17 protein-coding genes are annotated in these 23,096 nt (G+C 56.8%); 6 read left to right on the plus strand and 11 right to left on the minus strand.

Translation table 11 applies throughout. The annotated features are described in order from the left end of the window. Positions 1 to 72: 72 nt before the first annotated feature. Positions 73 to 2,325, plus strand: coding sequence for a DNA topoisomerase IV subunit A (gene parC, locus Q0915_RS12335; RefSeq protein ID WP_299471822.1), 2,253 nt, complete (start codon positions 73 to 75; stop codon positions 2,323 to 2,325). A 9-nt stretch (positions 2,326 to 2,334) separates the two neighbouring features. Here the strand turns inward: parC and Q0915_RS12340 are convergent, their stop codons facing one another. Then, positions 2,335 to 3,240, minus strand: coding sequence for an AraC family transcriptional regulator (locus Q0915_RS12340; RefSeq protein ID WP_299471823.1), 906 nt, complete (start codon positions 3,238 to 3,240; stop codon positions 2,335 to 2,337). On the opposite strand from Q0915_RS12340, the gene Q0915_RS12345 reads away from it, so the two are divergent. The 3 genes from Q0915_RS12345 to Q0915_RS12355 all read left to right on the plus strand — a co-directional run bounded on the left by Q0915_RS12345 (position 3,239) and on the right by Q0915_RS12355 (position 5,357). Further along, entirely contained in the window at positions 3,239 to 3,646 is a 408-nt protein-coding gene (locus Q0915_RS12345) for a DUF2000 family protein (protein ID WP_299471824.1), read from the plus strand. The genes Q0915_RS12340 and Q0915_RS12345 overlap by 2 nt on opposite strands. A 92-nt stretch (positions 3,647 to 3,738) precedes the next feature. After that, positions 3,739 to 4,902, plus strand: a complete 1,164-nt coding sequence (locus Q0915_RS12350) for an iron-containing alcohol dehydrogenase (RefSeq protein ID WP_299471825.1) — start codon at positions 3,739 to 3,741, stop codon at positions 4,900 to 4,902. Continuing rightward, positions 4,899 to 5,357, plus strand: a complete 459-nt coding sequence (locus Q0915_RS12355; protein ID WP_299471826.1) for a thioesterase family protein — start codon at positions 4,899 to 4,901, stop codon at positions 5,355 to 5,357. The genes Q0915_RS12350 and Q0915_RS12355 overlap by 4 nt, the downstream gene beginning before the upstream one ends. A 186-nt stretch (positions 5,358 to 5,543) precedes the next feature. On the opposite strand, the gene smpB is transcribed toward Q0915_RS12355, so the two are convergent. Beyond that, on the minus strand, positions 5,544 to 6,023 hold the full coding sequence (gene smpB / locus Q0915_RS12360) for an SsrA-binding protein SmpB (RefSeq protein WP_299471827.1): 480 nt from the start codon (positions 6,021 to 6,023) through the stop codon (positions 5,544 to 5,546). Between the two features lie 34 nt (positions 6,024 to 6,057). Beyond that, positions 6,058 to 6,936: a 4-hydroxy-tetrahydrodipicolinate synthase gene (dapA, locus tag Q0915_RS12365; RefSeq protein WP_299471828.1), complete on the minus strand. Its 879-nt coding sequence runs from the start codon at positions 6,934 to 6,936 to the stop codon at positions 6,058 to 6,060. A 269-nt stretch (positions 6,937 to 7,205) separates the two neighbouring features. Here dapA and Q0915_RS12370 point away from each other — a divergent pair, with 269 nt between their 5' ends. Further along, positions 7,206 to 8,135 (plus strand): alpha/beta hydrolase, encoded by a 930-nt coding sequence (locus Q0915_RS12370; protein WP_299471829.1) that lies wholly within the window; start codon positions 7,206 to 7,208, stop codon positions 8,133 to 8,135. 149 nt (positions 8,136 to 8,284) lie between these two features. On the opposite strand, the gene Q0915_RS12375 is transcribed toward Q0915_RS12370, so the two are convergent. Then, complete coding sequence (locus Q0915_RS12375) at positions 8,285 to 9,445, minus strand: porin (RefSeq protein WP_299471830.1); 1,161 nt, start codon at positions 9,443 to 9,445, stop codon at positions 8,285 to 8,287. 566 nt (positions 9,446 to 10,011) lie between these two features. Here Q0915_RS12375 and Q0915_RS12380 point away from each other — a divergent pair. After that, a complete protein-coding gene (locus Q0915_RS12380; RefSeq protein ID WP_299471831.1) occupies positions 10,012 to 10,296 on the plus strand; it encodes a hypothetical protein in 285 nt (94 codons plus the stop codon). Here the strand turns inward: Q0915_RS12380 and pbpC are convergent. From pbpC to phnE (Q0915_RS12415), 7 genes are all read right to left on the minus strand, one after another. Next, positions 10,279 to 12,396, minus strand: coding sequence for a penicillin-binding protein 1C (gene pbpC / locus Q0915_RS12385; RefSeq protein WP_299471832.1), 2,118 nt, complete (start codon positions 12,394 to 12,396; stop codon positions 10,279 to 10,281). The two genes, Q0915_RS12380 and pbpC, sit on opposite strands and share 18 nt — an antisense overlap. A 20-nt stretch (positions 12,397 to 12,416) precedes the next feature. Next, positions 12,417 to 17,909 (minus strand): MG2 domain-containing protein, encoded by a 5,493-nt coding sequence (locus tag Q0915_RS12390; RefSeq protein WP_299471833.1) that lies wholly within the window; start codon positions 17,907 to 17,909, stop codon positions 12,417 to 12,419. Between the two features lie 140 nt (positions 17,910 to 18,049). Further along, positions 18,050 to 18,691 (minus strand): ParA family partition ATPase, encoded by a 642-nt coding sequence (gene parA / locus Q0915_RS12395; protein ID WP_299471834.1) that lies wholly within the window; start codon positions 18,689 to 18,691, stop codon positions 18,050 to 18,052. Positions 18,692 to 18,829: 138 nt separating this feature from the next. Beyond that, positions 18,830 to 20,029, minus strand: coding sequence for a lytic murein transglycosylase (locus Q0915_RS12400; RefSeq protein ID WP_299471835.1), 1,200 nt, complete (start codon positions 20,027 to 20,029; stop codon positions 18,830 to 18,832). Positions 20,030 to 20,169: 140 nt separating this feature from the next. Continuing rightward, a complete protein-coding gene (locus tag Q0915_RS12405; RefSeq protein ID WP_299471836.1) occupies positions 20,170 to 20,718 on the minus strand; it encodes an isochorismatase family cysteine hydrolase in 549 nt (182 codons plus the stop codon). 73 nt (positions 20,719 to 20,791) lie between these two features. Then, positions 20,792 to 22,129 (minus strand): phosphonate ABC transporter, permease protein PhnE, encoded by a 1,338-nt coding sequence (gene phnE, locus Q0915_RS12410; protein WP_299471837.1) that lies wholly within the window; start codon positions 22,127 to 22,129, stop codon positions 20,792 to 20,794. 11 nt (positions 22,130 to 22,140) lie between these two features. Then, entirely contained in the window at positions 22,141 to 22,989 is an 849-nt protein-coding gene (phnE, locus tag Q0915_RS12415) for a phosphonate ABC transporter, permease protein PhnE (RefSeq protein WP_299471838.1), read from the minus strand. Positions 22,990 to 23,096 lie beyond the last annotated feature (107 nt).

The raw sequence follows: 23,096 nt of genomic DNA on the forward strand, positions 1-23,096 counted from the left end.
AATCAGCCATTTTCAACGCTTCTAGAGGGCTGATGAATTGCGCCGCCCCCCTGAAACGGCTAGCAAGCAGTTATGGGAAAAGAGACGACACCACCGCCGAGCGGCATTGAGGGGATCAGCCTTAGGGACGCCCTCGAAGAACGCTATCTGGCTTATGCCCTTTCGACGATCATGCACCGGGCCCTGCCCGATGTCCGGGACGGCCTGAAGCCGGTCCACCGGCGTCTTCTATACGCAATGCGTCTTTTGAAGCTGGATCCGGGCGCAGGCTTCAAGAAATGCGCGCGCGTGGTCGGCGACGTCATCGGTAAGTATCACCCCCATGGTGACCAGGCAGTCTACGATGCCCTGGTACGTCTTGCGCAGGACTTTGCCCAACGCTACCCGCTGATCGACGGCCAGGGCAATTTCGGCAATGTCGACGGCGACAACGCGGCGGCCATGCGATACACCGAAGCGCGCATGACCGATACGGCCAAGCGCCTGCTCGACGGGCTCGACGAAAATGCCGTCGACTTCCGGGAAACCTATGACGGGGAAGACAAGGAACCGATCGTTCTTCCCGGCGGCTTTCCGAACCTTCTGGGAAATGGGTCTTCAGGCATTGCGGTTGGCATGGCGACATCCATTCCGCCGCACAATGCCTATGAACTTTGCCAGGCGTGCCTTCATCTTATCAAGAACCCGAAAGCGGAAATCGACGACCTTCTGGAATATATCCAGGGACCGGATTTCCCGACCGGCGGCTTGCTCGTGTCCGACAAGGGTTCCATCCGCGAAGCTTATGCTACCGGTCGCGGCAGTTTCCGCGTTCGGGCGCGATGGGAGGTCGAAGACCTCGGGCGCGGGCAATGGGCGATTGTTGTCACTGAAATCCCCTATCAGGTTCAAAAGTCGCGCCTTATCGAAAAGATTGCCGAGTTGCTGACGGCGCGCAAATTGCCATTGCTTGACGATGTGCGCGACGAGTCGGCCGAAGACATCCGTATCGTTCTCGTTCCCCGTTCGCGCAATGTCGACGCCAGTCTTTTGATGGAATCCCTGTTCAAGCTGACCGATCTCGAAAACCGGTTCTCGTTGAACATGAACGTTCTTTCCATGGGCAAGGTGCCCATGGTCATGGGACTGAAACAGGTTCTTCGGGAATGGCTCGATCACCGAAAAGTCGTGCTGATCCGCCGCTCGGAACACCGGCTCGGGCAGATCAATCATCGGCTTGAAGTCCTTGAAGGTTACCTGATCGCCTATCTCAACCTCGACGAGGTGATCCGGATCATCCGCGAAGAGGACGATGCCAAAGCCGAGTTGATCCGGACCTTCGAACTGACGGATGTCCAGGCCGAAGCAATCCTCAACATGCGTTTGAGATCCTTGCGCAAGCTGGAAGAACTGGAAATCCGCAAGGAACACGAAAAACTCACCGACGAGAAAAACGAGCTGATCAAGCTGCTTGGATCGGACGGCCGGCAGTGGACCAGAATTTCAAAGGAAATTGCAGAAATTTCAAAGGTCTATGGGCCTGAGACCGAGATCGGCCGGCGCCGTACGGATAAATCCGAGGCACCGGAAGCGGATCTGGTCGACATCCAGCAGGCAATGATCGAAAAGGAACCGATCACTGTAATCATATCTGAAAAGGGCTGGATACGCGCGCTCAAGGGACACCAGAACGACCTTTCCGCGCTCTCATTCAAGCAGGGCGACAAGCTGAAACTTTCCTTCCACGCGGAAACGACAGACAAGATCCTGGTCTTTTCAACCGGCGGCAAGTTCTTCACGCTCGGGGCGGACCGGCTGCCGGGCGGCCGCGGACACGGCGAACCGATCCGACTGATGATCGAAATGGACGAAGCTCAGGATGTGGTCAATGCCTTCGTGCATAAGCCGGGACGGAACCTGCTCTTGTCCAACAACGAAGCACGCGGCTTCGTCGTCTGTGAAGACGATGTTGTTGCAAATACGCGAAAGGGCAAGCAGGTCCTTAATTTGACGGCACCAGCAGAAGCCACTCTATGTGTCGATGCCACAGGCGACCAGGTCGCCATAATCGGCGAGAACCGGAAGCTGATGGTCTTCCCGTTGGCTCAAGTTGCGCAAATGGCGCGCGGGCGCGGCGTTCGCCTTCAGCGCTATCGTGATGGAGAAGTCTCCGACATCAAGGTCTTTGGTGCTGCGGAGGGATTGACCTGGACCGACAGTTCAGGGCGCAGCTTTACGCGCTCCATGGAAGAGCTTGCCGATTGGCGCGGCGACCGCGGCAATGCCGGCAGATTGCCGCCGACCGGATTTCCGCGGTCCAACAAATTCGGCCCGACAAAACTCTGAGAATGGTCATCAAGTCCTGGCGGCGTTCAGATTTCGCCAGGTTCCAGGCGTCATACCGAATGCACGTTTGAATTGCCGCGTCATGTGGCTCTGATCCGCAAATCCGCTTTCCATTGCCGCATCAACAAGCGAAGTGCCCTTCGCAAGCAGGCCTTTTACGCTCTCCAGTCTGCGCATGATTAAATAGCGGTGGGGACTGGTGCCAAACGCTTGTCTGAATTGTCTCGACAACGTGAAGCGGTCCAGGCCGCAGAGGTTTTCCAGATCCTTGACCGCAACGGGTTGCTGATGGCATTCCTTCAGGAAATCAGTGCATTGCCACAAGGCGCGCCAATCCAGGCATCGTTGTTTCAGCGGCCTACTGGCTGCCAGTCTCGTAAAGCAACTTGATAGTTCTGAAACGAGGTTGCTGCGTTTCAGCTCTCCCATTTCGCAGTCAATATCTTCGAGCGCCTCGACAATGCTCAGCTGGAGTTCCGGGTCGCTTAAGACGGGATCTTTCACGAAGGGCAAGCCTTGAACGCCCGCATGATGCAGTGCTTCAGCAAGAAAATCTGGCTGCAGATAGATCATTCGGTACCGTAGACCCGTTTCAGTCCCGGCCCCGCCATCATGAAGTTCGTCGGGATGTATGACGATGATTTGCCCAGGCAGAGACGCCCGCGTCTCACCTCGATACCTGAACGACTGTACACCACTCAAAGTCAAGCCGATCGCATACGTATCATGCCGGTGAAGGTCGAAACCGTTGCCGGAAAACCGTGCCTCGATCCGCTCGATCCCCTCTTCGGCCGGCGCGAGATGAATAGCGTCGGTCTTAACTTTGCACAAACGTTCAAGACCCGCGTTCTCATCGCATCCTAGGTTCGCGCAAACCCTTGTTGATCGAAGCCCGTTGATGGAGTTGCGAAGCATGTTCGACACCAAATTTGTCGTGGTTGTCAGGGAAGACCTGGCCGTCTGGCAAAAACTCAATATAACAGCTTTTCTGGCGACAGGTGTCGCCGCTTCTAAACCGGACATCATCGGAGAACCCTACCGCGATGCGGTAGGCAACGACTACAATGCCATGAGCGTCCAGCCGATCATCGTGTTGAGCGCCAACGAAGCGACGCTCAAGAAGATCCACACGCGCGCGCTCGAGCGCGATGTCAGGACCAGTGTGTATCTGGAGGAGATGTTCGCAACCGGTCACGACAGGGCGAATCGTGCAGTTTTCGAAAAGTTTTCACCGGAGGAAGCAAAGGTCGTCGGGTTGGCCCTCCACGCAGACAAGAAGATCTCCGACAAAATCACCAAGGGAGCACGCATGCACGCCTGATTTCCACGTCCATCGGTCCTCGGCGAAATCAGCTCTCGACGCACGCAAACACAGCGGGCAATCTGTCCGTCCGCTCGACTCCGGGGGAACAGATGATCAGTCCTTTCGCTTTCAACACCAGCCAACGCATATTGTTTGAAACAGGAGCAGCATCGCGGATCGAAAAGCATGCAGCTTTTTGCCTTGGACCAAGACCATTTGTTGTTACGGATCCCGGTATCGTTTCGTTGGGCCTGCTCGAACCGTCCTTATCTGCCCTTCGGGACGCCGGTTATGAAGTCGGCCGATTTGAAGACGTGGTCGCCGATCCCCCAAGGTCTCTGGTCGAAACGGCGACGCAGGCCGCAAGATCGCATGGAGCAACATCGGTAATCGGTTTCGGCGGTGGCTCCTCGCTTGACGTTGCCAAACTCGTTGCCCTTCTTGCCAGGAGCGAAGAAGATCTCGACGCGGCCTGGGGCATCGGCAATGCGCAGGGTCCGCGGCTTCCCCTGGTTCTTGTTCCAACGACAGCAGGCACGGGCTCCGAAGTCACGCCCATATCAATCATCACCGTTGGTGAAGAGGAAAAACGAGGAGTTGTCTCACCATTACTTCTGCCGGACTTTGCCATTCTCGATGCAAAACTGACGCTCGGGCTCCCGGCTCCTGTGACAGCGGCAACGGGTATTGATGCCATGGTTCACGCCATTGAGGCCTACGCGTCGTTGTCGGCAAACAACAATCCGGTCTCCAAAACTCTGGCAACCGAAGCGTTGCGCCTGCTGGGAGCCAACATTGAAACCGCTGTTGCATCACCGGGCGATGAAGGCGCCAGAAGCGCCATGCTGCTGGGCTCGATGCTTGCCGGCATGTCCTTCGCCAACTCGCCTGTGGCAGCTGTCCATGCCCTTGCCTATCCTCTTGGAGGGACATTTCATATCCCCCATGGATTGTCCAATGCGCTGGTCCTGCCGCATGTCATGAGGTTCAACAGTGTCAGCGCCGCCCACGCCTACGCGGAGATCGCGCCAGCACTTTTCCCGGATCTTGGTCAGATCACCGACGTGAGCGAGCGAGCGGCGGAGTTTGCGACCAAGCTGGGTGAGCTTTCAGAAAGGCTGGGTCTCCAAACCCGGCTGAGCACGCTCGGGATTGGTGAATCCGACCTGCCGAAACTGGCGCGGGACGCCATGAAACAGACCAGACTTCTGGTGAATAATCCTCGGGAACTGACGGAAGAGGACGCCCTGGATATCTATAGGTCCGCCCTATGAACTCCACAGGTTATCCACAGGAAGAGCGCCCCAGACCACTAGCCAGATCATTCTTCAAGGCGTTCCAGGAAATCCCCACGCGGTGGATGGATGTGGACATCTATGGGCATGTGAACAACGTACAGTATCTGAGCTTCTTCGACACTGCCGTAAATGGCTGGTACGTCACAAACGGTCTTCTTGCACCACGAACGAGTGATCAGGTGTTTCTTGTTGTGGAAACAGGCTGTCACTACTTCGCGGAATTGACCTTCCCTGATGTCGTTTCCGCAGGCCTTAGAATCGAAAAACTCGGCACCAGCTCTGTTGTTTTCCGGGTTGGCTTATTTGCTGGCGAAACTTCTGAAACTGCAGCCCATGGCCGCTTTGTTCATGTTTTTGTAGATCGCAATTCCAGGCGCTCGGTCCAGATCCCGGACAGGACGCGCGGCATATTAGCAAGTTTGATGGCTTAAGAAACCAGTTGATGCACCTGAGGCAAAGCTCCACAACTTGACTTCAGGAAATCCCCGGGAAAAAGGCTAAATACGAGAAAGGCATAACCACAGCCAACGCACAGGCACTCCACATGTTATCCGCAAGATATCAACAGGTGGAGTGGATCTGCGCAAATCGAGTTTCCAACATGTGGAAAACCGGTTTCAGCCCAGGTTCTTCATAAGACGGGATTTTTCCCGCTGCCAGTCGCGTTTCTTCTCAGTTTCGCGCTTGTCATGCAGCTTTTTGCCTCGCGCTAACGCAAGTTCCAGTTTCGCCCGCCCTTTGTCGTTGAAATAGAGCTTGAGCGGCACAATTGTCTTGCCCTCCTTCTGTACAGCACCGGCAAGTTTGCCGATTTCGCGTTTATGCAGAAGAAGTTTACGAGGACGGCGAGGCTCGTGATTGAACCTGTTGGCCTGCAGATACTCTGGAATGTAGACGTTATAAATCCAGAGCTCACCGCCATATTCGGCCGCATAAGATTCGGCAATATTCGCCTTGCCATTGCGCAGGGATTTCACTTCCGTGCCCTTGAGCTCGATGCCTGCTTCCAGCGTGTCCTCTATTTCGTAGTTGAAACGGGCCTTCCGGTTGTCCGAAATAATCTTTCTTCCCGGATCGCCTCCCTTTTTCGAAGCCATTTTTGTCCTTCAGGGGGCGAAACCCCTGCCTGTGTCAGTTGATCAGACCCGCATGCGCCATGGCATGACGAATTTCGATCTGAGTTTGTTCAGTTACCGGGACCAGAGGCAGACGCATTTCTTCCTCGATCTTTCCAAGAACGGAGAGCGCATATTTGGAACCGGTCGGGCTTGGCTCCAAAAAGAGCGCGCGGTGCAGCGGTGCGAGGCGATCCTGATAGTCCAGGGCCTTGGCAAAATCACCCGCCAATGTGGCTGCCTGGAACTCGGAACACAAACGTGGTGCCACATTTGCCGTAACCGAGATGCATCCAACGCCTCCATGAGCGTTGAAAGCCAGAGCCGAAATATCTTCACCGGACAGCTGATTGAAACCCGGCCCGCACAAGTGGCGCTGACGGCTCGCCTTTGCAAGGTCTGCCGTGGCGTCCTTGACGCCTGTAATATTGGAACAGGTTTCAAAAAGTTCGGCCATTGTTTCCGGCGTCATGTCGATGATTGACCGCCCCGGGATGTTGTAAATGAGGATCGGCAAGCCCACGGCATCATTGATCGCCTTGAAGTGCGCCTTGAGACCCGCCTGGTTGGGCTTGTTGTAGTATGGTGTGACAACAAGCAAACCATCCGCCCCTGCCTTTTCCGCGTGTCTCGCAAAATCAATTGCTTCAACGGTGTTGTTCGACCCGGCGCCGGCAATGACAGGCACCCGCCCCGCCGCGGCTTCAACGCACAGTTCGATGACACGCTTGTGCTCCTCGTGGCTGAGGGTCGGGCTTTCGCCAGTCGTGCCTACCGGAACCAATCCGTTCGATCCTTCCGAAATTTGCCATTCCACAAAGTCCTGGAACCGTTTCTCATCGAGCGCTCCGTCCTTGAACGGGGTAATCAGCGCTGGAATGGAGCCTTTGAACATCTCGGTTTCCTCTTGGATTAACTTTGTGGTGACGGCGACGGCAAATCGACCGATCTCAATGGAGGCGCAACATACTCACCTGCTGCAAAAGGAGCAATCCTTCCCATTGCGTTTCAGTGCGCCCGCCGGATTTTCTTTTGCGTATTGCGTTTTTTTCGCGACACCCACCCCTTCATGACGGGAAATACGAAGTCTAACTATTGGCAGCGCACAAAGCGCCACACTATCTTTTGAGAAAATCAAAGGGTGGAAGCGTTTTGGAGACACACATGAACACTGCGCCAACAGAAGCGCTGTCCGATCTTGAGACCACAGAGGCTACCGGGTCTCGGGAATTCGAGTGGCAGAGTGCCGACGGCCTGCGCCTATGCGGGCGCGAATGGGTCCAAAGTCCCGATGGCTTACCGGATGAGGGCGCCAAGATCACAGTACTTTGCCTTGCGGGCTTGTCACGAAATTCCCGTGATTTCAATGATATAGCTACGTTTCTTTCTGAAAGACATCATCGAGTGATCGCACTTGACTATCGCGGGCGTGGCAAAAGCGACTGGGACGAAGACTGGCGAAACTACGCGCTGCCCATTGAAGAAAACGATATTTCACTTGCGATCGAGACCCTTGGGCTAACCCGTTTTGCGGTGCTTGGCACGTCACGTGGTGGGCTGCACGCGCTCGCGATGAGCTACAGATATCCTGCCGAACGAATGGCGGCTGTCATTTTCAACGATATCGGCCCCCATATCGAAATGCGTGCAATTCATAGAATTGCGGCGACTCTCGGCCACAATATGACCTGCGGATCGGCGGAAGAAGTTGCTGATCACCTGGAGCGTACAATTGGACGCCAGTTTCCCGCATTTACCAGACCGGAGTGGTTGAAACTTGCCGGTCAACTTGCATCGGCACGGAACGACAAGTTTGTGATGGACTATGATCCTGCCTTGGCACACCAGTTGGCGAGTCTTGATGACGCTGCCCCCGCCCCTGACTTATGGCCTCTTTACGAAAAGCTCACAGATAGGCCGGTCATGGTAGTTCACGGGGAGCACTCGGACCTTCTCAGTTCAGAAACTTGCAAAAAAATGATCGAGATGCATCCGAATGCAAGGCTCAAAACGATCCCGGGACAAGGTCACGCTCCGGTTTTGTGGGAATCCGACACTCACGAAGCGATCGCTGAGTTTTTGGCGCAATTGTAGAGACGTACCGAAACGCAAATGGCTCGAAAAAACAGTAGCTTTTCGAGAATCGGACGCGTAATCGAACCATCGCCGCCAACTTCAATAAACAATAAAAGAAAACCCGGCGTTTCTGCCGGGTTTTCCATCAAACCTCTTTTGAGGATTGATTAGAAAGTGCGCTGCATACGAACACCGAAGAGGAGTTCGTCAGTATCGGTGCCGGAGTTACCGTTGATACCGTCAACGTTGGTGTTGGCGTAGCCGATGTCAGCACCCATGACGAAGCCAGAGACCGGCTCCCACTGTACCGAACCGTCGATTGCCCAACGGTCAACATCACCGATGGCTGCATTCTGGTCCATGTCAACCTGTGCGTAGGATCCGTCAGCTGCCAGACCGATGGTCGGAGTAGCCTGGATGTACACACCAGCAGATACGGAGAAACCGCTGTTGGTGTCGTCGCCGGTGTAGTCGGACACACCTGTTACGCCGGTGATGCCGTTACCGATGTAGGACAGAGCGCCGTCAGCGTAGAAGCCCTGGAAGAAGAGGTTCGAACCGGAGTTGGCGAACGGCAGGTTGATGTTTACACCAGCGCCGATTGCCCAACCGTAGTTGTCTTCACCACCGGTAGCGTTGTTGTTGGCAACGTCCGGGTAGACCTGGTGCAGAGCACCGGAGAGCTGTGCAGAACCCCAGCCCTGGGACAGGCCGAGAGCAGCAACGACGTCAGGAGCACGTGTGCCGCCGTATGCGCCGACTTCACGGCCGGAACGGTCTTCAAGAGCGATCGTTGCGGAGAAGCCGTTGCCGAAAGCAGCGGTGTAAGCGATCTGGTTCATCGTGGAGTCAGACCAGTCGCGAGTGACAACACCCATGAACACCTGACCGGTGTAGATGTTGAAGTTAGAACCGAGGTAACCAGCTGTCAGGCCGCCCCACTGGATGTAACCAGCGTCAAGCTTTTCGCCGGCAACACCGTTGGTGATGTCCATGCGCAGAGCAACGTAAGCACGCAGAGTGCCGAATTCAGTTGCCGTACGAGCGTCGAGGTAAGCGTAGCCGCGTGTCAGCCAGGAGTAGCCATCCTGATCACGGTTGCCCCAGTTACCATCGTCCAGAACGTTGTTGACAACGAACTGCGTACGCAGACGGCCACCAACGCGCAGGCAGGTTTCTGTGCCCGGGATGTAGTAGAAGCGAGAGCCGTAAGCGTCACAGACGCGAACGTAGTCAACCGGCTCCGGAGCAACCGGAAGATCGGCTGCCTGAGCGGTGGTAGCGGTAGCAGCAGCTGCCACGCCGAGCATCAAGCCCTTGAGTTTCATTTCTGACCTCCAATCAGTCATTTCAATCGGCACTCAAAACAGAAGCGCCATTTGTCCCCGCGAATTTTCTCTGCGTTTGCTTCCGACCGGAGGTTGGACGTCCGAGGCATGCAAACCAGTGCGGCTCGAAGCCGCTCGCACACTGACCATACGCATCCGCTTTCCCGGTTCAACACAGAATGCGCCTGACCAAGGGTTCTGGTGCTGTTTTCAAAATACGGTGTTGCGCGAATGTCACAAAACCAGGGTGGATCTTTAGAAACTGTTAGGAAAAGAGCGGCCTAGCGGACCAAAACCGCTTGCAAACCAGCCTTAACAGAGTGTGTAGGACACATGGAATCGGCGTCAGATATAGAGGGAATCGGCCCAGCATAAACAGGGACGGTTAGGCGGATTGAAGCGTGCCGGGCCGTATATCCGACTGGAACTCAGTGTCGCCCTGTCAGTAAAAATTCAGAAGATTGGAAAGTGCGCTGCATGCGAACACCGAAATTGAGTTCGTCGAGACCGTCGATTTCTACGCCGGTGACACCCACGCCTGAGTTGGAACAGCCAACGTCTGCCTCATGAGCAAAGAAGAGACCGGCCGCCACTTTATGGAACCGTCGATTGCCCGACGTTCGATGTCAGTATCTTTCGCTCCGTCGGTTGGTCAGCCTCTATCCAAATATTACCCGGGCATCCTGATCGGCAATCGATATGCCTTCATCATGGGGCAAGGTTTTGCTCGGCAGCAACCAGATCGCTGCGATCAACGCGCTTGTTCGGCCAGAGACAAGACGGCCTTGGGTATCCTTGCAGCCGCGCAGCTAAATGTGTCTTTGGTCATCCAGTTATCGCATCTTGACTGAGACCGCAGCGCTTTCGCCCTTCGCATCCATCACCATGACGTTTGCAAATCCTGGAGCCTCGGGCTGCAAGACCAGCTGATTTTGACCGTAGTCTGTCCGGTGCGGACGCCCGTTGACCAGGACAGCGTAAGGTGCAGCGCCCCCCTTGAACTTCACAACAAGCGGTTGGGCAGAATGCAAACCCTGACTTGTTGATTCGAGACCGAGATCCAGTTCGGCCCCGTCCGGGGGATAGGCAATGGATAACGTCTCACTTGATCCAGACTCGATGCGGTGTCCTGAAGTCCGTGCAAACTTCAAAGAAGGCGGCACGGCGGATTGCCATGCCGTTGGCAGATCGGATGCCGTGTTTGGCAGCGGCACGCGACTCGGACCCAGCTTTTGAAAGACCTCGAAAAGAATTGGCACGGCGTTTTTTTGACCGGTTTGACCCGGAACTGGAGACCCATCCGTACGCCCTATCCAAACGGCAGCCACGTACCGTCCGTCGAAACCCACGGCCCAGGCGTCCCTGTAACCATAGGACGTACCCGTCTTGTAGGCGATATGCTGCGTCTCCGCGCTGCGCGCCTGCGGCATTCCCTTCAAGATATCCGCGACCATCTCCGCCGCCTTCGGCGACAGCACGGGCAAAACACGGGCTTTGCGATCGTCTTCAGGACAATCTGCGCGACAGGTTTTCAAACCAACAGGCCCACCACCGTTCGCCAGTGAGCCATAAGCCTGTGCCAGGTCCTTCAACGTGAGCCCAAGACCGCCAAGGCTTATGGCAAGGCCGAAGCTTGTGCCTTTTTCAAGTTCGGGCCGGGTGCCGGCACGTTTCAAACGGGCCATCAAGCGTGCGGGCCCCACCGATTCCAGCAGCTGGACCGCCGGGGTGTTCAAGGAAAGCTGAAGCGCTTCGCGCAAAGTCACTGTCCCCTGATAGGCGCGGTCGAAATTTGTCGGCTGATAGCCTCCGATATTTGTCGGTCTGTCGGCGATCAGGCTTTCCGGCACGCCAACACCTTCTTCAAATGCCAGCCCATAGATGAAAGGCTTGAGCGTCGATCCCGGCGAACGGATCGCACGGGTCATGTCAACATGTCCGAGACGTGTCTCATTCAGAAGATCCGGAGACCCGAGCCTTGCAAGAATGTCGCCGCTGCTGTGGTCGGCGACGATGATTGCCAATGATATTGGCGATGGAAGCGTACCGGCACGTTTGCGCGCCTGCGCCTCCAAAGTTGCCTGAAGGGTCTTGTCGAGCGTCAGACGATGAAGCGCGCGCGTTGGATATGTGTTCCGGACATGCCGGCTTTCGTGAGCCGCAAGGAGAGGCATGTCGTAGCGACGTGTGCGGACCGGTTCGGCAGACGCCGATGCAGCTTCGCCTTGAGAAATGACACCAGCCGCTGCGGCTCGGGCGAGCACCCTGTTGCGCGCTTTTCGCGCGTTCTGTGCAAAGCGGTCCGGCCGCCGGGCTTCCGGGCTTTGCGGCAGAGCTACTAGCAAGGCTGCCTCCGCCGCCGTCAATCGTCCAGGTTCCTTCCCAAACCATGTCAGGCTTGCTGCCCGGATGCCTTCAACATTTCCACCGAACGGCGCTCTTAACAGATACAGCCGAAGTATTTCCTCTTTGTCGAAAGTGCGTTCAAGTTTGAATGCCGTGAGGATCTGTTCGTATTTCCGCCGGAAACTCTTGGTCGGACGTTCGTGAATAAGCCTTGCGACCTGCATTGTAAGGGTCGACCCGCCGGAAACGACCCGGCCATGGCGCACGCTTTGGACAAGTGATCGCATGAGCGCACGGACATCAACACCGCCATGTTCAAAGAAGCGCTTGTCTTCAAAGGCCAGCAGCATTTCCACATAAAGAGGATCGACTTCCGCCAGCTTCACCGGAAGCCGCCATTTTTCATCGCTGCTGGTAAACGCCCTGAGCAGCCGGTCGCTTCGATCCAGCACGACCACTGAAAGTGGCAAATCCGCAACCGGCGGCAGCGGATCCAGACGGTCGACGTCATGCCGGACCTTCCAGACGCCCGCCCCTGCCAACACCGAAAAACATGCAGCTATGACGATGCCGGGCCGCCAGATGCGCGACCAGCCTTGTTTCAACAGGGCTGTCGCCCGCCAACTCACCTTACGGGACCGAGTATATTGAACCTGCCGGTTTGCGTGATCGCCCGGCGGTCCGGCTGGTACATGTCCTCAACGGAGGCGGGCGGATGCGCGAATTCGCCAGGCGTTGCCGCACGCGCAAGATATGCGAACGTCAACTCCTTCCCACTTTGCCGCGTCTGGTCCACCGCAACCTCAAACCTGTCATCGTAAAACGCAGCATGTTCAGGTCTGTCAATCGTTGAGAGGAATTCGAGCCCCCCCAGATCTCCGGACCGAACAAGGCGCGGGTTATCAATGACAAGACCGGCCGGCAGTCTGTCGACCACCATGAGCCGACCCGGTTGATCTGTCAGCGCGCGCACGGTGACAACGACCGCCAAGCGCGTATTCACGGGCACGGCCGAGGGATCCACCAGTATTCCGTCGAGATCATAGATTGCACGTTCAACAGAATAGTCCTGCCCTCCAGCCGGCTCGGGAACGACAGGTTGCCCGACCACCGACACGAGAAGATCTGTCGGAGACGTGCCGTTGTTCGTCACGCTAACCGGGTCTGCGTCAACGTCGCCGCCCTTGAGCGACCAAGCGAGGCGACCGGGAGTTTCGGTTCCATTAATCGAAATCCTGGCCTCATCCGCCGATTCGTTCAGCGCCTGCGCCGCGAGCAACAGCCATGCCATATCCTGCGTCGACCGGCTTGCGGTCTGCGACTGCGCTGATTTCAACAGCTCAACGGTTTCGTCCTGAAGCCGTGTCCCTGCGGAAGCTGAGACGATGTAGTCCGTAATGGCGGCACTGTCTCGCAAACGCGACCCGTAATCGCTCCTGTATGACTGCTTCCGCTCACCTGGCAGGGCGCCAAGCGCCGCGCTGAAGCCCGTTACCGCCCGCTCCCGTTCACCGTAGAGCGCAAGTCCGGCTGCGACCTGCGCCTTGGCAAGCGGCGTTGCAAAATCTTGCAGTTTGGCGTCGAGGTAGTATCGCAGATCGCCCATTGAGGCGCGGCCATTGCGTGCAAGAACGTAGAGCGCATAAGCAATGCCCTCGCCGCCGTTCTGGAAGTCGGACGCATAGGCAAGCCGGTTCTCAAGATTGTCGAGAGCCGTCGTGAAAGCGAGATCGGGAACCTGATATCCTTTCTCACGCGCTCGGGTCAGAAAGTCGGTAACATAGGCTGACAACCACGTGTCGCCTCCACCGTAGCTGTTCCACAAACCAAATTCGCCGGACGAGGATTGATTTGCCAGAACGCCGGCAATCGCCTTCACGACACGCTCACGAATGGCATCATCACCGCCAAGACCTGCAGCCTCGGCAACTTCGCTCAGGTAAAGCAAGGGAAGTGCCCGACTGGTTGTCTGCTCCGTGCAGCCATATGGGTACCTGTCGAGAGCAGCCAGCAAACCCGCGAGGTCAATGCTCGCAGCCCCTCCTGCCGTCAGCGTCACGTCTACCGTTTCTGCTCGCAACCCATCCAGGGTGTCCGAGCTGAGTGTCAGACTGCCGCCAGCAGCAAGCTGAAACGATGACCTGCGAACCACTTCCGGCTGCGTATCTTTGACGTCCAAAGCAACCCGCTTGACGGTGGTTTCTCCGTCAGGGCCGGTCAGGGCCGCAACCAGTTCGCTCTCTGCCGGTACTGATCCCGCCCGGATCGGCACCAGGGCGACGGCTTTTTCTCCTACGCCGATCTCCAGCGAGCGGACATTGCTCGAAGTGTCACCGATGAACAAGCCGTCGGCGGCTGATATTTCGAGCTCATAAGTTCCTGCTGCCCCGTCAACGTTGTCGATTTCGATTGCGAGGCGTGAGGTGTCATCAGGTGCCAGGAAAGACGGCGCGCTTGCCGTCAGGACCACAGGTGAGCGCACTTCAACGTCTTGCTCGGCGTGTCCGACGCCTTCCTTTGTCCAGGCGACAGCCATTAGTCGCAGCGCGCCATTGAACGCGGGCACATCGAAGGAAACAGTGGCCTCACCATTGGTCCCGAGATTTACCAGGCCGGAGAAAAGTGCGACAGGCTCATCGTCCGGCGGAGGTGAATCAAGGCGCACCGCCATCGCATCGCCGCCCGATCTGACACGGCCTTGCGTGCCAGCCATCCGGTCAATCAACTGTCCGTAGAGATCCCTTATGTCCGTTCCCAGGCGCCGCTGACCGAAGTACCAGGTGTCAGGGTCCGGGGTCTTGAAGTTCGTCAAGTTGAGAATGCCGACATCAACGGCCGCAACTGTCAGATAGGCTTGTGTGCCCGCTTCTAGATTTGTCAGCCGCACCGGAACGTTCAGCGTCGTTTCGGGAAGAATGCGGGTCGGGGCCGACAGTTCCACACCAAGCACGCGCTCTTCCGGATCGACTGTTAACCAGGACAGACCGACCGCACGAGACGGCATGCGCTTCTGCTCAATATCCATCGGGCGGTAGAGGCTCGCAGTCACGTATGCACCAGCCCCCCAGTCATCGTTCACAGGGATATCGATTTCGGTTTCTTCAGCAGTTACTTCCACCGTCTGACTTGCAAGCAAACCACCCGAGACCACATTGACGACCGCAATGCCGGCCATTTGCGGTTTCAGGCGCAATTTCGCGATATCGCCTGGACGATAGCTGGCCTTGTCGAGACCGACCTCAAGATAATCGGGCGTATCAGAGGTGGCGTCGGCCGAATACCAGCCTGCATTGAAGGTGAAACTCGAGACGGCCTGAAGGGTACCGCTTCCCGACACGTCAATCCGATACTCGCCCCATTCGACCGGAAGCGAAAGCTCGGCGGGCTTCGATGCGTCGAGATCAAGATTTCCGCTGGCTACGCGTTCGGACGTCGTAATCGGTTCAAAGGACCAGCGCCCGTCCAGCCTGTACCACTGGTATCTGCGATTGACCTTCGACAGCGTCCACGACAAACCGGTAGCGTCCTGCAATTTGCCATCGGCGTCGACGACGATGACGGAAAAGGCCGCTGGACCGCCTTCGTCGACACCACCGTCAAATGCGGGCCTGATACCTATTCGTGGCCCATCGAGCGCAATGGGGAGGTCCAGATCACGTTCGACATAGCGCCCGCCCGCTTCCACAAGCCGTGCCACAAGTTCACCGTCATAAAGTGCTGTGGTCTCCGGCAAGTCCGGCAGTGTTACCTCAAAGGAGAGCTTGCCGTCCTGATCCGTCTTCAAACCGGATGGCAGCGCGCCGCGCTGTGAGTAGGACTCTTCGTTTTCAAGGCCGAAAAGATAGCCGGGGAAGGCTTTCAGCGCGCGCACGGGACGTACAATGATGTCACCTTCGAGCGTTTGACCGCTTGCCGGGGAGCCGTAGAGAAATCTGGCATCCAGAGCAACCGGTGTCGGCGACGTCCGACTGAAGGTCTCTGCGTCGGTTTTCATTTCGAAGTCGACGCGTTCAGGCTGATAGTCCTCAACAAGGAAGGTTGTCTGCGTGAGAGCACTGCCCTTGGGGTTGGCGAAGACTTGCCAGGACCAGATGCCCTGCTGCGAAGACGAAGCAAGTTCAAGATCCTGCAAATGGCCGCCAAGGCCGCTGTCGGTGACCGTAAAGCGAGCGTGCTCGACGCCGTCCGGCCTTGAGAAAACGAAGGTCAGCGGGAAATCTTCCTGGGCAACAGCTTTCGCATCGCGCAACAAGGCCTGGGCATGAACCGTCTCGCCTGCCTTGTAGACCCCGCGGTCCGTCCAGGCGAAGACATCTAGCGGGCCCGGAGCGGGCCGGCCTTCGACACCCCGGTCAGACAAGTCGAAAGCGGGTTTACGCAAGTCCAGGAACGAATAGTCGCCACCGTCGGTCTCTGCAATGAGGACACCTGGCGCTTGCCCGCCGCGACCGCGTGTCAGGCCCGCCCCAAATTCGGCAAAGCCCGCTTCGTTCGTCTGCGTTTCTGCCAGAATTTCATTGTTCACTGCCAGCAGCTTGACGGACACGCCTTCGATCGCTTTTGCCGTTGACAGTGAGCGGATGTTCGCAGCGATGCCGTTGTCGCCCGTGAGCGCGGTCAGACCGAGATCGGAGACAAGGAACCATTGTGTCGCCAGCGTTCCCCACCTGTTTTGAGTGTCGAGTTTCGAGCGTGCCGTCATGGCGTAAATGCCGGGCTTCAGCTCGATTCCGGTCTCGGCAACAGGGAAGGCAGTTGTCACATCCTGATTGAGAAGGTTCTCGCTCTCCAGGATACCGGACCAGACTTTTTCGCCGAGTTCCTCTTCGATCCGATCTGCCTGCCAGGAATCGAGCTGACGCAGGAACCGGTTATCGCGAAGCACGTCGGCGACCGACCTGGTTCCCACACGATAAATGGCCGTTTCGATCTCGTTCGTATTGACCGACACGATCGGGATCGTGGGCGTGCCGCCGGACGGCAGAACATAGGAACGGCTCAGAAAATGCACCGACGGAGACCGGTCTTTCACATAGATTGACAGCTCTGCTGTCTTCTCAAGCTTTTCACCGTCAGCAGCCGGTAGCCCTGAGCGTGCGGTGACCTGATAGCGGGCTCCGTGTTCCAACCCGTCCGCGCAGATCTGAGTTCCCTCCGCTTCAATAGAAACGGTGCCTGAGCCCCTGACATTTACGTAAGGGCGAAGATCCTCACCGACAGGCAGCTTCTGGGAAAAGACAAGACAGATCCTCGGAGACACGCTGTCGGAATCAACCTGATGATCAACGATCCGGAAGCCATGCTGCGCCACAAGTTCGTCATAGCGCCTTCGCAGTGCATCATTTTCTTCAAGCGCAAGCGCGGCCCTGAGCGCCTTGATCGCAGGTTTATACTCGCTCCGACGAACCAATGATCGCCCAATCAGATCAAGCGCCAGAGCGCGTTCCTGAGGATCGATCGCACGCAGATAAGTGTTGATCGCAGCCGAAATCGCATTCTTCTGTTTGGTTTCCCTTTCCTGCCAGCTATCGGGATTTTGAAGAAGAAGAGCTGCGGTGAGCTGGGTCCAGGCTTCGAAGTCGCCAGGCTCCAGATTTATCAATTTCACAAAATCAGCTTCGGCGAGCGCACCGTCCCGGCTTCTGAGGGCCGCAAGCCCGTCTGCCCGCAGTTGCTCGACAGTAGCTCCCGACGTGCGGCGCGCATTTGCAACGCTTTGCGAATAGGTTTCCGCGCTTTCCAAACGCTCCCGGGACAGGAATGCCAGTTCTGCCTGGCGATCTGCGCTGAGATCAGCGCGCGGGGCTTGCAACTCGACAACTCGACCGGCAATTGCTCCGCTGAAACCTTGCAGCTGACCAAAATCGGACTTCAGAAAGCACCAGTTTGCGGATGTATTGTAGGTGAATGCGCGGCACTGATTGTCCTGGAGGCACGCGGATTTGCAGCCGTCCAGATCGACGTCCTTCACTGTTCTGTAGTCACCGCCAAAGAAGTCGGCATCATCGATCGTGACGATGCGTTTTTCCTGAGCACTGACCGGTGTGCCTTGAAGTGCGGTAGCACCCAACAGAATCAGGCTGAAGAGAAGGGCGGGTGATCGGCGGATTTTAAACACTGAAGATGACCGTTCTGGATTTAAAAACTTGGAAAAAAGAAACATGACTGTCCTCCCGGACCGAGAATTTCTTCTATCAAGGCACCGGAACGTGACAAGGACAAGGCATAAAATTGTATCAGGCGGTCCTGTCCAGACTGCTAGCCGATCCTGGCGACCAGTTCATCAATCAAAGCGGCGACTTCCTGCGACGCCTTGCTGGAAGGAGCATCTTCAGTCACCGCAAATCCCTTGCCCATCGCTGAGGCGAAGACGGTCCGGTTTCCAAGGCGTGTTTCGAGCGTGTCATAGCCGGATTCGGCAATCGCCTCAGCCATTTCACCTGTCAGGGAGGCGCGTGGTGGAACGCGGTTGAGAACCAGCAAAGCAGGCGTACTCTCGCGCGCGGCAAGCTCGATCGTTTGCGATGTTGCCCAAAGATCAATGGGTGTCGGTTGAACAGGTACAATAACGTAGTCAGCCGCGTCGATGGCCGGTTTTGCATCCGTGTCGGTTTTCGGCGGCGTGTCGACCACGACATATCCATGTGAGCGCGCCAGTGATCTGGCCTCTCGCCGCGCTCCCCAGCCCGATGCCGTGCGAAATTCCAGGCCGGTTTCATCTTCGCCGAGATTTTGCTCGCGTGCTTCGAACCAGGTCCCCAGTGAGCCCTGCGGATCGACGTCCAGAATGGCAACCGGTTCGCCCGAGTGCCTCGCAAGCGCAACGGCAAGATGGGCCGCAAGCGTCGTTTTGCCAGACCCGCCCTTTTGCTGAGCAACTGTCAATATTCGACCGGACATCGCAATTCTCCACAATTTGCGGCGTATATTGCGACGCGATTTTTCGCAGTGCAACAAAACAATGCTGAAAACGGAGAATTCACGCAAAGTCAGAATGCGACAGAATGTCCGGTCTGCGCCTGAAACCGGATCTGACGGCTATTTGCCTCCTAGAGCCGAGTAGACTTTCCAGGACGGTCGCCCTGTGACGGGCAACCCGTATTTGGCTTCGGCCTTGCGAATTCCTGCGCGGGTCAGCGGCCCAACTTTTCCGTCGGGCTCACCAACATTGAAGCCATTTTTGTTCAACAGTTTTTGTAATTCCAGCCGCTGAGCCCTGGAAAGTCCGGGATTATCGGTCGGCCAGGGTGTCTTGAACGGATCACCGTCGGAAACGAGTTCCGACAAAAGGGCAATCGCCAGACCGTAGGAGGTCGACGCGTTGTATGAGCGCAAGGCATTGAAGTTACGCGTCACCAGAAACGCAGGACCGTTTGCACCAGCCGGGCGGATCAGAGCTGCTTCGGTCTTGCCGGAGAGACCTCCACCGCCGATTTTCTTAAAGCCCCGCTGGCCCCAAGTCGATAACGCAGCCCGTTTCTTCAGACCCGAAGGTCCGGAATAACCGGAAGGCACCTGGACCTCATAGCCCCAGGCACGGCTGTCCCGCCAACCGGCATTTTTCAGGAAATTGGCGGTTGATGCCAAGGCGTCCGGAACCGAATTGACAAGGTCTTTGCGACCATCGCCATCAAAGTCGACGGCAAGGCTGTTATAGGTACTGGGCATGAACTGGGTCTGCCCGAAGGCACCCGCCCAGGAGCCCTGGAAGTCGCCGACCGGAACGTCACCGCGCGAGGCTATCTGGAGTGTCTTGATCAATTCACCCCTGAAATACTTCTGCCGTCTTTTGCCAGCACACACCAAGTTCGCAAGTGCGTGAGGCGTATAAAAATCACCCTTGAACTGACCGAAATCGCTTTCGATCCCCCACACCGCGAGGACCACGTGGCGGTTGACGCCATATCGCTGCTCGATCGCGCTGAGCGTCTTTCGGTGCTTTTTAAGGTTTTTCTTGCCGTCCTTGATGCGTTCCGCGTCGACAAGAAAGGCCATGTAGTCCCAGATCTCGGTCTTATACTCCGGCTGCGAGGTCGAGAACCTGATCACTTTCTCATCGAAAGAGGCATCTTTCAGCATGCGATCGGCGATGTCGGGCCGCACGCCCGCCGAAACAGCCTGTTGCTTCAAAGACGCAACGCAACTTTCGATCGCCAACGCACTTCCGGAATTGGCGCTCAGTACCAGTCCCGACCCAAGTGTCAGTGCTGCCAGTCTCTTCCAGCCTGTTGACGGCATGTGCCCCTCCAAGAGCGTTGAATCGTCATTTCGATGCTGTGACCATGCCACGACGGAAATGCGGCGAAAAAGGGATGACTTCTGACTTAACCCCATTCATCCGATGGCGAACGGGAAAAACAGCGCATGCGCTGGCAAAATCACTCTTGGTCAATGTCAAAACAGCTTTTACCGGACCCATCGGCCCAGACGTTGTCGCGGCCAATCAGACGGCGAAGAGCAACGAGCCCGGCCGCATGACCTTCCGCACCTCCACCAGACGCGCAGGCCCATGCAAGCACGACTGGTTTGACGGAAACTTCAAACAATGCCGTTGCCGAGGTCAGAACACAAATTTCGGTATCGATGCCGCACAGGTGAACTTCCGAAAGCCGATTGAGATGGATCCACCGCAGCAAATCGTACGAAACCGCCGAGTATTGTGGTTTTTCAAAGACGAACGCCCCCGATGAAGGCGTGAAGGCAAGCTCGGTTTCTTCAGTGTCCGGCAGCAAGCGGTTCCAGCCGAGAAACCGCCGATGTGGCGAGTTGGGCCGGTTGATAAATCTTGAAGCCGCTACATGAGCGTATGAATCCTGGAGCTCTTCGACGATTGCCGGAATGTGCGTGGTCGCCGGGCTTACAAAGCCCTTCTGCACATCAATGATCAGCAATCCGATGTTTGCCTGCTTGCTCGGTACATCCTGCATGCAAACACCGAATCACGAAGCCCGGCAAAACGCAACGCTCAAGGCATTCGTTAATCAGCACGAGAATAGTCTTCTATTTGCCCTCGATGAGTTTGCGCCGCAGCCATCCCGATGCCTGGTCCATCATGATGACGACGACAATCGTGAGGATGATGATGTAGCTGGTGTTTTCCCAGTCGCGGGACGTCTTCATCGTCTCGACAAGCATCAGGCCAATGCCCCCTGCCCCAAGGGCCCCTATCACGGTTGCAGATCGTGTGTTGGATTCCAGATAGTAGAGAACCTGGGACACGAAAACCGGCAGGATCTGGGGAATGACGCCGAACCTGTAGCGCTGGATCTGGCTGGCACCCGTCGCCCTGACGCCTTCGACCTGTTTGTTGTCGATGTTCTCAAGCGCTTCGGAAAACAGCTTGCCCAGAGTGCCGGTATCGGTGAATGCGATCGCAAGAGCTCCTGTCAGAGGTCCGAGGCCAAAGGCGCGAATGAAGATCAGCGACCAGATGAGCATATCGATACCGCGGAGAAAATCGAACACTCGCCGCATGCCGAACCGCAAGATGAGGGATGGCGTGAAATTGCGCGCAGCCAGAAACGCCAGCGGCAAACCGACAAGCGCAGCAATCAGAGTACCAAGAACGGCCATCATGATCGTTTCGAACAGAGCCGTGAACACCTCGCCATGCTGCCAGTCGGGATTTCCGAGAAAATCGTGCATGATCAGCGACATATTGGACTGCGACGGATCTATGCGCTCGTTCGAAAGCGCGAGTGCCCAAAGCTGGCTGAAGGAAATGCCGTGCAGCTCCGACTGAAATGAGAACCAGAAATTCTCCCAACCGCCGAAATAGTTGTGCACTTCGATCTTTGTCTTTGTCACCTGAACGCGCCGATCAAGCGTTGGACGCGCATTGAACTTTCTCGGATCGTCCTTAAGCCACTCCGGAACGGGACCGGGCGGCAATTCCGTCGTGACGCCGCTATTCGTTGCCGAAACCTTGATGTTTCCGTAGCCGGGAACAAAGAACTCCATCACCTTGCCGGTGATCGTGACTTCATACCCGTCGCCGAGATCGACAGTCGCATCCGTGCCATCAACTTGGACCCAGTCAGGCAGATCCTCTTGCGCATATGTCGCGCGGCGCTCGCCTTCGATGGCGACTTCCATGATGTCGCGGCGCAAAAGCTTGGTGACATGAACCTTGTAGGCGACACTGTCAGTCGCAAGGATAACTGCTCTTTCGGGCTGCGCTTTTGCGAGCAATTCCGGTACGCCAAAGGCAAACCAGGTGTAAGTCAGATAAAGAATGATCGCCAATGGCGCGCCGATGGTTATCCAGGCCCGGCGGCGAACATTGCGGAAAACGGCCTCGCGGTCGAAGACCGGTTCATTGAGTGTGTCGACAGCCATTGTGAAGTTCCTCAATGCGCCCGGCCGGAGCCGACGAGTTTGCCACGCAGGTAGGACGAGACCTGGTCGATCATCATGATGGTGCAGAACAGAAGCACGAAGATTGCAGCGGTCTCATCCCCTGCCCCTTGCCCCCAGCCGATCGTACGGCGCAGTTCCTGTCCGATGCCGCCCGCGCCGACAAAGCCGAGAATGGCAGATGCCCGGACGTTGATTTCCAGGCGCAGCAGAAAGTAGCTCAGATAGTTCGGTGCGACCTGCGGCATCACGGCATAGCGGATACGTTGCAGCCAGCTGGCCCCACAGGCAGACAACCCCTCGATCGGCTTTCGGTCTATGTTTTCATTGACCTCGGAAAAGAGTTTTCCAAGAGCGCCTGCCGTATGGATTGCGACCGCGATCATCGCTGGAACCGGGCTGGACCCAAGAACGAAAATCAGGAACAGCGCGATGATCAGCTCGGGAAAGGCCCTTGTGATGTCCATGATGCGGCGGACGACCGGGATGAGAGGTCCCCAGCTGTCAACGTTGCGTGTCGAGGCCATCGCAAGCACAACCGCCATCGCACCACCCAGAAGCGTTGCCACCGCGGCGATATTCAGCGTCTCCAGCATTGCCGGGGCAAAGGTCAAAATGAGGCCGAAAAAAGCGGGCCCTGCCTGCCAGGCTTCGGCGACAATTTCACCAGGATAGTCGAAAAATTTCGAGAGCCCCTGCAGGAAGCCGCCGGAATTCATCTCGTTGGATTTCGAAAACCCGGAAACAAGCACCGCGACGACCAGCAGCAACCCGATCAACGAGTACAGCTGGCGGCGCTTGCGCAGCGTCAGGATTTCCTGTTCGAGAGCGGCAACGGCCATGTTCGAGGAACCTTCTGTGATAAAATCTGGCGTATCAGCGACGGAAAGCTGCCTGGATAGTTCGTGGTCTTGTCACCCAAGCCCCCACATGCGCAGGTCTGGGCTGC

Origin of the sequence: uncultured Roseibium sp., assembly GCF_947494555.1 — a bacterium.
Lineage (GTDB): Bacteria > Pseudomonadota > Alphaproteobacteria > Rhizobiales > Stappiaceae > Roseibium.

Excerpts from the sequence above, each read along its gene's own strand:
- parA (WP_299471834.1), bottom strand. The coding sequence starts at position 18,691 with ATGTCCGGTCGAATATTGACAGTTGCTCAGCAAAAGGGCGGGTCTGGC.
- Q0915_RS12380 (WP_299471831.1), top strand. The coding sequence starts at position 10,012 with ATGAGCAAAGAAGAGACCGGCCGCCACTTTATGGAACCGTCGATTGCC.
- dapA (WP_299471828.1), bottom strand. The coding sequence starts at position 6,936 with ATGTTCAAAGGCTCCATTCCAGCGCTGATTACCCCGTTCAAGGACGGA.
- Q0915_RS12350 (WP_299471825.1), top strand. The coding sequence starts at position 3,739 with ATGATCAGTCCTTTCGCTTTCAACACCAGCCAACGCATATTGTTTGAA.
- Q0915_RS12370 (WP_299471829.1), top strand. The coding sequence starts at position 7,206 with ATGAACACTGCGCCAACAGAAGCGCTGTCCGATCTTGAGACCACAGAG.
- smpB (WP_299471827.1), bottom strand. The coding sequence starts at position 6,023 with ATGGCTTCGAAAAAGGGAGGCGATCCGGGAAGAAAGATTATTTCGGAC.
- Q0915_RS12340 (WP_299471823.1), bottom strand. The coding sequence starts at position 3,240 with ATGCTTCGCAACTCCATCAACGGGCTTCGATCAACAAGGGTTTGCGCG.
- phnE (WP_299471837.1), bottom strand. The coding sequence starts at position 22,129 with ATGGCTGTCGACACACTCAATGAACCGGTCTTCGACCGCGAGGCCGTT.
- Q0915_RS12400 (WP_299471835.1), bottom strand. The coding sequence starts at position 20,029 with ATGCCGTCAACAGGCTGGAAGAGACTGGCAGCACTGACACTTGGGTCG.
- parC (WP_299471822.1), top strand. The coding sequence starts at position 73 with ATGGGAAAAGAGACGACACCACCGCCGAGCGGCATTGAGGGGATCAGC.
- Q0915_RS12375 (WP_299471830.1), bottom strand. The coding sequence starts at position 9,445 with ATGAAACTCAAGGGCTTGATGCTCGGCGTGGCAGCTGCTGCTACCGCT.
- Q0915_RS12405 (WP_299471836.1), bottom strand. The coding sequence starts at position 20,718 with ATGCAGGATGTACCGAGCAAGCAGGCAAACATCGGATTGCTGATCATT.
- phnE (WP_299471838.1), bottom strand. The coding sequence starts at position 22,989 with ATGGCCGTTGCCGCTCTCGAACAGGAAATCCTGACGCTGCGCAAGCGC.
- Q0915_RS12345 (WP_299471824.1), top strand. The coding sequence starts at position 3,239 with ATGTTCGACACCAAATTTGTCGTGGTTGTCAGGGAAGACCTGGCCGTC.
- Q0915_RS12355 (WP_299471826.1), top strand. The coding sequence starts at position 4,899 with ATGAACTCCACAGGTTATCCACAGGAAGAGCGCCCCAGACCACTAGCC.